At 62.8% G+C, this 12,075-nt stretch carries 10 protein-coding genes; 7 read left to right on the top strand and 3 right to left on the bottom strand.

Features of this window, described 5'->3' with window-relative positions; genetic code table 11:
• The 4 genes from P9M14_15680 to P9M14_15665 form a co-directional block, all read left to right on the top strand.
• On the top strand, positions 1-1,683 hold a 1,683-nt coding region (locus tag P9M14_15680), incomplete at its 5' end, for an aldehyde ferredoxin oxidoreductase family protein (protein MDP8257185.1).
• Entirely contained in the window at positions 1,680-2,969 is a 1,290-nt protein-coding gene (locus tag P9M14_15675) for an MFS transporter (GenBank protein MDP8257184.1), read from the top strand. The genes P9M14_15680 and P9M14_15675, both read left to right, overlap by 4 nt.
• Positions 2,970-2,985: 16 nt before the next feature.
• Positions 2,986-4,542 carry a DASS family sodium-coupled anion symporter gene (locus P9M14_15670; protein MDP8257183.1) on the top strand — a complete coding sequence of 519 codons (1,557 nt, stop codon included), beginning with the start codon at positions 2,986-2,988 and terminating at the stop codon, positions 4,540-4,542.
• Between the two features lie 39 nt (positions 4,543-4,581).
• A complete protein-coding gene (locus P9M14_15665) occupies positions 4,582-5,229 on the top strand; it encodes a helix-turn-helix domain-containing protein (protein ID MDP8257182.1) in 648 nt (215 codons plus the stop codon).
• Position 5,230: 1 nt separating this feature from the next.
• On the opposite strand, the gene P9M14_15660 is transcribed toward P9M14_15665, so the two are convergent.
• From P9M14_15660 to P9M14_15650, 3 genes are read right to left on the bottom strand one after another with little or no spacing between them, the layout of a single operon-like run.
• Positions 5,231-5,641 carry a hypothetical protein gene (locus P9M14_15660; protein MDP8257181.1) on the bottom strand — a complete coding sequence of 137 codons (411 nt, stop codon included), beginning with the start codon at positions 5,639-5,641 and terminating at the stop codon, positions 5,231-5,233.
• Positions 5,592-5,834: a hypothetical protein gene (locus P9M14_15655; GenBank protein ID MDP8257180.1), complete on the bottom strand. Its 243-nt coding sequence runs from the start codon at positions 5,832-5,834 to the stop codon at positions 5,592-5,594. Before P9M14_15655 ends, P9M14_15660 begins: the two co-directional genes overlap by 50 nt.
• A 28-nt stretch (positions 5,835-5,862) precedes the next feature.
• Complete coding sequence (locus P9M14_15650) at positions 5,863-7,692, bottom strand: sodium:proton antiporter (protein MDP8257179.1); 1,830 nt, start codon at positions 7,690-7,692, stop codon at positions 5,863-5,865.
• A 140-nt stretch (positions 7,693-7,832) separates the two neighbouring features.
• On the opposite strand from P9M14_15650, the gene P9M14_15645 reads away from it, so the two are divergent.
• The 3 genes from P9M14_15645 (at position 7,833) to P9M14_15635 (ending at position 11,961) form a co-directional block, all read left to right on the top strand.
• Positions 7,833-9,071, top strand: coding sequence for a hypothetical protein (locus P9M14_15645; GenBank protein ID MDP8257178.1), 1,239 nt, complete (start codon positions 7,833-7,835; stop codon positions 9,069-9,071).
• A gap of 52 nt (positions 9,072-9,123) precedes the next feature.
• Entirely contained in the window at positions 9,124-10,530 is a 1,407-nt protein-coding gene (locus P9M14_15640) for a radical SAM protein (GenBank protein MDP8257177.1), read from the top strand.
• Between the two features lie 132 nt (positions 10,531-10,662).
• Positions 10,663-11,961 (top strand): MATE family efflux transporter, encoded by a 1,299-nt coding sequence (locus P9M14_15635; GenBank protein MDP8257176.1) that lies wholly within the window; start codon positions 10,663-10,665, stop codon positions 11,959-11,961.
• Positions 11,962-12,075 lie beyond the last annotated feature (114 nt).

Raw genomic sequence — 12,075 nt, 5'->3', positions numbered from 1 at the left:
GAGGCGCTGGTGATCGCCAACGGCCTGCTCACCGGTTTTCCCGTGCCCACGGCGTGCAAGACCTCGCTGCTGTTCCGCTCGCCGTTGACCGGCGTGCTCGGCGAATCCAGCGTGGGCGGCAAGTTCGGCGCCAGACTCAAGCGCACCGGGTTTGACGGCTTGATCGTCAAGGGCCGCTGTGAGCGTCCGTCCTATTTATTCGTGAGCGAGCAGGGGGTCGAGCTGCGCGACGCCGCGCACCTGTGGGGCCTTGATACTTTCGCGGCCCACGACAAATTGCAGGCCGAGTTGCCCAAAGGCGCGCAGATCGGCCTGATCGGTCCGGCGGGCGAACGCGAGGTGCTGTTTGCCTCGATGATGTTCGAAGGGCAGTTTCCGCGAGCCGCGGGCCGCACCGGAATCGGCTGCGTGCTGGGTCGCAAACGGCTCAAGGCGATCGCGGTCCATGGTGAGATCAAACCGCAGGCCCACGATCAGCAGGCGTTGACCGCTTACGTGCGCGAGCTCAACCAATCGATCAAGCAGGCCGCGGCCGGGCTCTCCAAGTTCGGAACCGCCGGGGCCGTGGCGCGGCGCGAGGTCAGCGGCGACCTGCCGATCAAGAACTGGGCCCTGGGTTCGTGGGAGGGCGCGGCCAAGATCAGCGGCCAGGTTTACGCCGACGAGATGCTTTTTAAAAACGCGGCGTGCTTTGCCTGCCCCATCGCCTGCGGCAAGCAGGTGGAACTCAAACACGGCAAGCACGCGGGGCTGCGCGCCAACCAGCCCGAGTACGAGAGCACGGGCGCGCTGGGCTCGAACCTCTTAATCGACAGCCCCGAGGATCTGACCGTTTCCAACATGCTGTGCAACAAGCTGGGCCTGGACACGATCTCGGCCGGAGTGCTGCTCAGCTTTCTTTTCGAGTGTTGCGAGCGCGGGATCGTGAAGATGGACGATCCGCAATTGGAGGGAGTCAAGCCGCAATGGGGCGATGGCGAGGCAACGCACAAATTGATCGAGATGATCGCCAATCGCCGCGGAATCGGCGACCTGCTGGCCGACGGCGTGCGCATTGCGGCTAAGCGTCTGGGCGGAGGCTCCGAGCACTTTGCAGTGCACTCCAAGGGTCTCGAGCTGCCGATGCACGATCCGCGGGCCACGGTCAGCTCGGCCGCGACCTATGCCACGGGCAACCGCGGCGGATCGCACAATGAGAGCTTCGCCCACTATTTGGACGAGGGGCTGAAGATCGACGACATGGACTTCCCCGAGAATATCGAGATCTACACCTCGCAGAACAAGGGACGGATCACGGCGCGGATGCAGGAGTTCAACTCGGTGTTCGACGCACTGGGACTGTGCAAGTTCCTGCTCTCCGGCGGCGTGCGCAAGCCGCAGATGATCAAGATGATCGAGCTGGTCTTCGGCTGGAAGTACGACGACCGCGAGCTGATGCAGGTCGGCGATCGGATCTATACGCTTAAGCGGATGTATCTCCAGCGGCTTGGAATCAGCGCGGCCGACGACACGTTGGCCGGACGCGTGCTGCTTGACCGTCGCGGCACGGGCAACGCCGGCGATGTGTTGCCCGACCTCGAGCTGATGCTCGGCGAGCTTTACGCTGAACGCGGCTGGGATGCGCAGGGGCGGGTACTGCCCGAACACGCTTCGCAGTTGAACCTGGAACGCTATCTGGAATGAGCGACGCGGCGGCGGGCCAGGAGGGCGCGATATCTAGAGGCTACGCGCGCTACGTCTTCGTCCTGCTGTTTCTGCTCTACATGTTCGACTACACCGACCGAATGGTCGTTGTCTCGCTCTTTGAACATATCAAACTCGATTGGGGGATCAACGACACCCAGTGCGGCATGCTGGTCTCGGCGGTCTACTGGTCGATCCTGGTCTTCGCGCTGCCCTGCTCGATGCTCGTCGACCGCTGGTCCAGGCGACGCACCATCGGGATGATGGCTCTGCTGTGGAGCCTGGCCACCGGCGCCTGCGCCTTCACGCGCAACTATCGGCAGATGTTCGCCGCGCGCTCGCTGGTCGGGATCGGCGAGGCCGGTTACTCACCGGGCGGCACGGCGATGATCGCGGCGCTGTTCCCGGAAAACAAGCGGTCAACGGTGATGGGGATCTGGAACGCCTCGATTCCGCTGGGCAGCGCTCTGGGCGTGGCCCTGGGCGGGTTCGTCGCGGTGCACTGGGGATGGCGTCATGCTTTCGGATTGGTGGCGTTGCCCGGGATGATCATTGCGCTGCTGTTCTTCCGCATCCGCGACTACCGCACCGTGGAGCTGATCAAACCCGCGGATAAAAAGCAGGAGAGGGTGCGGATGCGGCGGATCGACGTACTGCGCGAATTCACGCGCAACGGAACGTTGATCTTCACCTACCTCGGGTTTGCCGCAAACACCTTCGTCACCACCTCGCTGCTCAGCTGGCTGCCGGCCTATTACCATCGCATCGACGGGCTGCCGATGGATCGCGCCGGACTCAAGGGCGGCCTGGTGATGCTGCCGGCGATGATCGGCGCGCCGCTGGGCGGCTACCTGGTGGACCGCTGGCGCAGGAAGCGTGAAAATGCGCGCCCACTGTTCGCCGCGTTGAGCTCGTCGTTGTTCGCATTGGTGTTGTTTACGGCGATGGTGCTGCTGCAAGGCGCCGCGCAGTACGCGATGCTGCTGCTGGCCGGGGCGCTGGCAGTGTTCTATTTGCCCGCGGCGGCCGCAACGACCCAGGATGTGATTCATCCCGGGCTGCGCGCCACATCCTACGGGTTGTGCGTGATCGTGCAGAACCTGTTGGGCAGCTCGTTGGGCCCGATCTTCGTCGGAGCGCTCTCCGATCGTTACGGGCTGCATACCGGATTGTCCATGTTGCCGTTGTTTGCGGCCATGGGCGGATTGTTGTTTTTCATTGCCTCGCAATTTCATAAGCGCGACCTGGCATTGGTCGAGCGCGTGGAAATAAGCTACGAGGGATAGGACGGTAAGGCGAAAAATGGACCAGACGGAGATTTCGGACGCCGGGGTAAAGCGCGAGTTGCCGCGGGGCAGGCAGATCGTCTACCTGTTGCTGGGCATCGCGTTGTTCGTTGCCACGGTGCTGTTTTTAAAACCCGAGCCGCAACAGATCGGCGATCAGACGATCGTACTCAGCGCCGCGGGCCGGATGTGCATCGGCCTGTTGGTGGTGGCGATCTTCTATTGGATCACCGAGGCGCTGCCGTTTCACATCACGGCCTTGATCGTGATGTTGGTCATGCCTCTACTGGGGATCACCGACGGCATGGAAATACTCAAGGACGGCCAGATCGTCCAGATCCACGGCATTTCCGCGGGCTACAAAGAAATCGTCCGCCTGAGCTTCGGCAACGATCTGATCCTGTTTTTCCTCGGCGTATTTCTGATCTCCGGCGCATTTTCGCAGACCTCGCTGGGCCAGCGCATGACGCTGAAGATGTTGCAACTGATGGGCACCAGCACCCGCGGCGTGATCCTCGGTTTTCTGGTAATGGGCTCGCTGCTCTCGATGTGGGTATCCGACGTGGGCGTGGCCGCGATCATGCTGCCGATCGGTGTGGGGATTCTCAAGCAGGCCGGGCGCAAGCCGCTGCAGAGCAATTTCGGTCGCGGGCTGATGATCGCCTCGTGCTGGGGCGCGATTTTCGGCGGCATCGCCACACCCGCGGGCTGCGGCCCCAACCCGATCGCCATCAGCTTTATGAGCGATCTGGGCGGAATGCAGATCACGTTTTTAGACTGGATGAAGATCGGCGTGCCCGCCTCGCTGATGCTGATTCCGTTCGGCTGGATCGTGCTGCTGCTGATCTTCCCGCCCGAGATCAAACGCCTGCCGATGACTCGCGAGGACATCCGCGCGCAACTGCGGCAGCTCGGCCCGTTGGGACGCGAGGAAATCGGCACGATGGTGGTGTTCGTGATCGTGATTTTCCTCTGGGTGTTCAACCCACTGATCTCCAAACTGACCTCGGGGCTGATCAACCTGCCGATCAGCTACGTCTCGATCCTCGGCGGGATGCTGCTGTTCGTGCCGCCGTTTCGCGTGCTGGATTGGGAGCGCGCCAACCGCGCGATCAGCTGGGAGAGCATCGTGCTGATCATGGCCTCGCTGGGTTTGGGGATGATGACCTACCACACCGGCGCGGCCAAGTGGCTGGCCGTGACGTTGCTCGGCGGCGTGCAGGGGATGAGCACGCTGCTGCTGATCTTCGTGGTGGTGCTGGTGGTGATTCTGATGAAGCTGTTCCTGGCGAGCAACACGGTAACCGGGATCATCATCATCCCGATCCTGATCTCGCTGGCCCAGGCGTTCGGGATTGATCCCTGGATGCTGGTGGGTCCCGCGGCGTTCACCTCGTCGCTGGGAATCATCCTGGTGACGCAGACGCCGACCAACATCATTCCCTACACCGCGGGCTACTTCACCATCGGCGATTTCGCCAAGGCCGGGGTGGTGATGTCGATCGTAATGACGATCGTGATCACGCTGGCGATCGCGGTGATCGGGCCGCTGAGCGGCATGTACAATTTTTAGGCCGCATCATGAATGATGCGGGCTAGGGAGGAACACGACGTGGGCGCCAGGGAGCGCAGAGAACGCGAGAAAGTCGAACGCCGCAACCAGATCCTCGATGCGGCGCGGGGCATTCTGTTCAACGAGGGGATGGCCGCGGTCTCAATGAACCAGATCGCCGCCGCGGCCGAGCTGAGCGTGGGCACGCTTTACCTTTATTTCAAGAATAAAGAGGAGCTGTTCGCCGCGCTGCAGCAGGAGGGGCTGGACCTGCTCGAACAGATGATGGACAGCGCGTTCGAGCGTTCGCAAAATGACCACGAACGACTCGAGCTGATGGCGCTGGCCTACCTGGAGTTCAGCGAGCTGCACCGCAAGTACTTCGACATCATCTCCTATTTTCTGACCTCGCCCGAGATGATGTTTCCCCAGGATCTCAAGGTCGAGATCGACAGCCACGGCGACCACGTGTTGGCGATCGTCGGCCGTGCGCTGGCCGGCGGCCGCGAGCTCGACGCGGAGCAGCGGCGCAGCGTGCGGCGCTGTTCGCTGGTCTATTGGTCCACGCTGCAAGGAATGCTGATGCTGCGCAAGCTCAAGGAAACGATGCTCGTGGGCGAAGATTTTGAACAGCTTTACCGCTTCGGCTGCCAGCGGATGATCTGCGCCCTGGAAAAAGAGCTGCGCGCCATCGGCATCGAGCTGTAACTCAGAAGAACCGTCGCAGGACCATCAACGGCTTGGGATCAAGCCCGGCCTCGGCCTCGCGCACGATCTGCAAATCGGAGACGTCCCAGACACGGGCGGGAGCGCGGTCCACATCAACCGGCGCGTCGTTCCAGTCGCCCCGCGGGTAGCACAACGCTCCCACGCCTTGCACGAAGATCGAGTAGACCAACAGCACGCCGACCAGCGCCTTGCAGACCGTGCCGGCCTGCGACAGCCGATCAGCGGCGACGGCGATAAACAGCGCCAGGATCGGCAGCCCATCGCATAGGTAGCGTGGGCCGTAGCACCATCCGCCGTACCAGCTGGCAAAGGCCGAGCAGCACGGATCTCTTGGCGCTGCGTTAGTTCGCGAGGAACCACCACAGTCCCAGGGCCAACCAGAACTGAGCAAAGCCGTGCTGCCACAGCGACTGGCTGGAGATCGACCAGCTCGACGTTGCCAGGCCGTAGACCACGGCGGCGAAGAGCGCGACTCCCGGCCGGTGTCCGCTTCTGCGCAGGATCAGCAACACCAGCGCGGCGGAGAGCGCGGTAAACAGGCTGGCCGAGAACTTGGCGGCCAACACGAAGTTGATCTCGGTCACCAGGCCCAGAGCCTGAAACGCGGACGACTCAGCTGCAGGCGGTGGTCTTAATTTTGCCGCTGTTTTCCGGCTCGCGCACCATGGCGATCAGCTTCTGGCCCGGCTCGGGCCGCAGCTCCTGATCCACGCTAAACGGCAACAGCTTTTTATCTTCAGTGATCAGGAACAGCGGTATGGCCTGGTCGCCGTAGAGTTCCTTGAACGAGCGATAGTCGAACTTCTTGGTCAGATTTACGGACTTGATCTGGCCGCCGGACGCGCAGAGCTGTGAGATCTGCTCGAAGTTGTGGGACAGACCGAACAGCAGCCTGCCGCGCAGGTGTGTCAATTGCGCTGCCGAGCGTTTGAGCTTGGCCGCGCCCTTGGGCGCGAGCTGATAGACCGACGAGCGGCCGAGCACCTCGGCGAAACGCAGGGCGGCCAGGGAGTTGGCCTCGTCGTTGGGGGTCAGCGCAAGCAAACGGCCGATGCTGTGCAGGGCGATGAAGTCATCGACCTGGCCCGAGACGATGTTGGCGTGGTAGGCGTCGAGCCCGGCCATCCGCGCGGCCGAGACGTTGGACCAGTTGGTGTCGACCAGCATTACGTCAAAGCCCTGGCGTTTGACCACCAGCCCAATCTCGCGCGCCCAGGCGTGGCCGCTGACGATCAGCAGACCCTGGGGCGTGGAGTCGGCCAGCCCGAGCCTGCGCGCCAGGGGCGCCGAGCTCAGGCCGTAAATCACCACCGTGCCGATGATCACGAAGAACACCTCGGGCATCAGCCGTTCGGCACCGGGGTAGCCGTGCTCGGCCAGGCGTAGCGCGAACACCGACGAGACCGCCGCGGCCACGATCCCGCGCGGGGCCATCCAGGCCAGGAAGGTGCGTTCGCTACGATCAAGCCCCGAGCCCACGGTCGAGAGCGCCACGGCCAGCGGCCGGGCCACGACGATCAACAGCAGTAAAAAGAGCACGCTGCCCAAATCGATCTGCGCCAGGTCGCTCATCTTCAGCCGCGCGGCGAGCAACACGAACAGTCCGGAGATCAGCAGCACGCGCAGCCGCTCTTTAAATTCGATGATGTGCTGCACCGAGACCCAGCGCTGGTTGGCCAGCACCACGCCCATGATCGTCACCGCCAGCAGACCCGACTCCTCCTGTAGCCCGTTGGAGGCCATGAATGCGCCGATGCAGACCATCAGCGTCACCGGTTCCTGCAGCAGGTCGGGCAGCCAGAAGCGTTTGAGCAGCACCACGATCAGCAGCGCGCCGCCCGCGCCGCACAGCGAGCCGAAGAGCAGGGCGTTGATCAGCCCCAAAATCGCCGAGCGCGCCGCGCCCTGGCCCAGACCGATCATCAGCGTCTCGAACACCAGCACGGCGATGATCGCGCCGATCGGGTCGTTGACGATCCCCTCCCACTTGGCGATGGGACCGACCCGGCCACGCGGCCGGATGTAGAGCAGCATCGGAATGATCACCGTCGGGCCGGTGACGATCAGGATCGCGCCGATCAGCAGCGACAGCCCGAGGTCGAAGCCGAGTAAAAAGTATGCGCCGATCGCGGCCACGACCCAGGTCACCAGCGCGCCGACCAGGATCATGTTCCAGATCGTGACGCCGTTCTCCTTGAGCGCGCGCAGATTGAGGCTCAGGCCGCCCTCGAAGAGGATCACCGCGACCGAGAGCGAGACCACCGGGAACAGCAGATCGCCCAGCAGTTCGTCGGGATGTAAAAAGCCGCTGATCGGCCCGGCCACTAAGCCCACCAGCAGCAGCAGCAGGATCGAGGGCAAATGCAGCCGCCAGGCGATCCAGCCCGCGCTGATACCCAGCACCAGGATGCTCCCCAAGCCGACTAACAGATCCTGTTCCAACGAGATTCATCCTTGATTTGGGTCCGGTCGCAGCTTAGCAGAAAATCCCGGGACGCGGCAGCGGGCCTTGTCGTGCGGAAAAAGTTGACCTAGCCTGTCCAGTCATGAATGCAGACGTCTTAATTGTCGGATTGGGTCCGGTGGGAGCGCACGCGGCCTGGCGTTTCGCCAAAGCCGGGATGCGCGTGGTCGGCTTCGAGGCCCGCGGGCAAGATCAGCCGGCCTCGGATGTGGGCGTGTTCCACTTCGAGCACGCGGCGTTCCAGCGCACGGACGTGCCCCTGCCGCCGCCATCGCAGGTAACGTGTACGATGCCGGGCATGACGGTCTACGCGCCGGATACCCGGTTGCGGGCCAAGGTCGAGGGGGTCGAGACCTGGGCCATGGACCTGGATTGGTTCATCGGCTCGTTGCGCTCGCTGGCCGAGGCGGCGGGAGCGGACCTGCGTTACGGCATGCGCGTCGAGGGACCGATTGTCGAGAACAACGTGGTGGTCGGCCTGCAAGTCGCGGACGGGGATTCGACTTTCGAGCTGCGCGCGCCGTTGGTGGTCGACGCCAGCGGCATGCGGCGCGTGATCAGACGGCACATACCGCTGCTGACCTTTGAGGGTGACGACGCGTGCTTCAACGTCTACATGGAATACTGGAAACGCAAGGAGGGAACCAGCGCGCCCGAGCTGCACTCATTCGGCGGGCTCAACGCCTGGATCGCCAAGTACCCGACCTACACGATTTTCGGCATGGGCGGGCCCCAGACCCTGCCGCAACTTAGGCAGGACCACGCCCGCTGGATCGAGCAGCAGCCGCGCGAGGGCCTGACCCTTGATCGCGGTGTGGCCGGATTGGCGCCCTATGCGCACAGCCCGGCGAGCCTGGTCGATCACGGCGTACTTGTGATCGGCGACGCGGCCGCGACCAACAAGCCGTTCAGCGGCGAGGGGATCGCCTCGGGCATGGCGCTGACCATAATCGCCGAACGGCTGCTGCCGCAGGCGCTCAAGGCCGGATGCACGCGCGCGGCGCTGTGGCCGATCAACGAGCAATACTTCAGCGATCAGGGCGCCAAGTTCGCCATGCTGCGCTCAATGGGCAACTCGCTGCTGAGCATGACCGACGAGCAACTCAACGCGGCGTTTGAAGTGGGTCTGAGCGACGCCGAGAGTTTGCGCCAGACGTTTTTGGACTACGAGGTGCGCAAGCCGCCGAGCCAATGGATCAAACCCGTGGCGCGCCTGTTGCTGCGTCCCGCACCGGCCTTGGTCTATATCAAGGCCCTGTCGCGCGCCTCGCGCCTGGCCCGTCACGTGCGCAACTACCCGCCACTGGATCAGTTCATGCCCTGGCGCGATAAGTACCTACGGCTGATCGCGGAATAGCCCGGACTATTAATGCTAGTATTGGCCGGTTGATTAAGAGGATGTTTCACGAATGAAGGTCAGTCTGTTGCGCCCGTTCCCGAAGAACTCGGTCTGCTCATCGGTCCCACCGTTGGGCATGGGCTACATCGCCACTGCGTTGTTGCGCGCTGAGATCGAGGTCGAGCTGCTCGACCTGGGAAACAAGTATCTCCAATCCAAGGACTTTGAGGCCCGGCTCGAACAGTCGCGGCCCGACCTGGTGGGAATCCAGGTCTACTCGCGAGAGATGGAACAAAACCAGCAGATGATCGACCGCGCGCGCAACGTGCTGGGCCATGACGTGCCGATCGTGGCCGGAGGCCCGCACCCCTCGACCATGCCGCTGGAGACCTTCGAGCATCTGCGTGGCATCGACTACGTGATCGCGGGCGAGGGCGAGCGGGCCATGCCGCTGCTGGCGCGCCACGTCGCCGGTGACGGAGCTGTTGATCTGGCCGATGTTCCCGGATTGGTTTGGCGCGAAAACGGTGGGTTTAGGCAGAACACTCCAGACTTTCCCGAGAACATCGACGCCTATGGCTTCCCGGCCTGGGACGTGATGCGCATCGACGGCTATCAGACCGAGGTTTTCGGCGGCGGATTCACCCAGCGCATGCCCGCGATGACCATGCTTACATCGCGCGGCTGCCCCTACAAATGCACGTTCTGCTGCGCCAAGAGTCTCTGCGGCAGCAAGCTGCGGCTGCGCGACCCCAAGCTGGTGCTCGAGGAGATGACGATCCTGCACCAGCGCTACGGGATCAACGAGATCAAGATCATTGACGACAACGTCAACGCCGACCGCCAGCACATTTTGGCCATTGCCGAGGAGTTCAAACGCAGCGCGCTGGACGTCAGCGTCTCGTTCGCCTGCGGACTGCATCTGCATACCCTGGACGACGAGATGCTCGACGCGCTTAAGCAGATGGGCGGCTACGAGTTGATGGTGGCCATCGAGTCCGGGTCCCAGCGCGTGCTGGACATGATGAAAAAGAAGGTGCGGCTGGACCAGGTGCCGCAGAAGATCGAGATGATCAAGCGCCACGGGTTCCGCGCGATCTCGTTTTTCATCATCGGCTTCCCCGGCGAGACGCGTCAGGAGATCGAGCAGACGGTCAAGCTGGCGCTGAGCCTGCCGCTGGACCGCGCGCACTTCAACTGCTTCTCGCCGCTGCCCGGCTCGCAGATCTACGACGATCTTAAGGCCGCGGGTCGTCTTGGGGAATTCGACATCCGCAATATTCACTTCGAGACCATCAACTATTCGTTCGTCGAGGGGCTCAGCGCGCAACAGCTCGACCGCATTCGCCAGCGGGCGCTGCTGCGTTTCTATCTGCGGCCGCGCACGTTTTTCGGACTGTGGCGCACGTTCCGCAATTGGTCGAGCGTCAAGTTTCTGCTGCGTAAGGCAATGGAATATTTCCGTATCGTCAAGTAGATACGATTCCGGCGCATGTGCTAATATCCGCCTCCAATGCGCCACGAAATTCTGCAATTAGGGGCCCGGCAAAGAGCCGAAGAGACTAGGCAACGACTGATCCAGGGTCCGTTACTGCCTCCGATTCTGCGTTTGGCCCTGCCGACAATCGGCGCGTATTACCTCCAAGCGGCATATAACTTCATTGATCGCTATTGGGTCGGTCATTTGCCCGACGGACCGGCGGCCTTTGCCGGAGTCAGCGCCGGTATGTTTATCATTTGGGGCACGTTCGCGCTGACCAACCTGGCGACGATCGGCACCAGCACCATGGTCTCGCGGGCGCTGGGCGCCGAGGATCAAGGCCGGGCGCGCCACGCGGCGGGCCAGGGCCTGGTGCTGGCGTTGCTGCTGTCGGTAATCTCGGCCGGGGTGTTGCTGCCCCAGGTCGAGGGACTGTTCCACCTGATGGGAACCACAGCCGCGGTAACCGCCGACGGCGCGTCCTACGTGCGCGTGTTGCTCTGGGGCCAGCCGCTGCTGTTTTTGAGCTTTGTGCTCAACAGCGTGTACCAGGCCAGCGGCGATACCGTGACTCCGATCAAGTTCGTGGCTTTCAGCCTGGTGGTCAACAGCGTGCTCGACCCATTGCTGATCTACGGCTATTGGGGTTTTCCGGCAATGGGAGTGGCCGGTGCAGCCTGGGCAACGCTGTGCAGCCGTGGGATCTGGGTCGCGGGCGGCCTGTACTTGCTGCTTCGGGGACACAAGAACCTACATCTACGCCTCTCGGACCTCACGCCGATCGCGCCGCGGATCTGGTTTCAGGCTTTGCGCATCGGCCTGCCGCAGTGCCTCTCGAACCTGCTGTTCGCTGCGGTCTACATCGCACTGACCACGCTGACCTCGAGGGTCGGCACCGCTGCCGTGGCCGGACTGGGAATCGGCCATACCGTAGAGCAACTGACTTTCTTCGGAGCAATGGGATTCAGCATCGCCGCGTCCACGATGGTCGGCCAAAACCTCGGGGCAGGGCAGCCGCAACGGGCTGCGCGCGCCGTCTGGAGCGCCGCGGGGATCGCCGCGGGATACAACACGCTGTTCGGTTTGGCCTTTCTATTGATCCCCGGGCTTATCGTGCGCATCTTTGTCAACGATCCGGAGGTGGTGCGGATCAGCAGTTCCTATCTGGTGATTCTGGCAATTTCCCAACCGTTCATGGCCTTGGAGTTGGTGCTCGCCGGAGGATTCAACGGTGCGGGCAACACTTTGCCGCCCACAGCCGTGCAGATTCCGCTGACTCTGGCGCGCTTCCCGATTGCATTGGCGCTGATGCACATCGGGCTGGGGGCCGACGGGATCTGGTGGGCGATCAGCCTGACCACAATTGTTAAAGCGCTGTGCATCGCCTTCCTGTTCAGCCTCGGCCGCTGGAAGCACAAGCAAGTCTAATCCCGGGTTGACGGGCGCCCGCGACAGTAGTACAAAATTGAAAAACGTACTACCGAGGCATTCGAACAATTCATCTCAAGTCCAATGTCGGATGTCGATTGAGACTTTTTAGGC

Source organism: Candidatus Alcyoniella australis, from assembly GCA_030765605.1.
Classification (GTDB): domain Bacteria; phylum Lernaellota; class Lernaellaia; order JAVCCG01; family Alcyoniellaceae; genus Alcyoniella; species Alcyoniella australis.
Note: the sequence above shows the minus strand (reverse complement) of the source record. Positions and strands in the feature narration are given on the sequence as shown.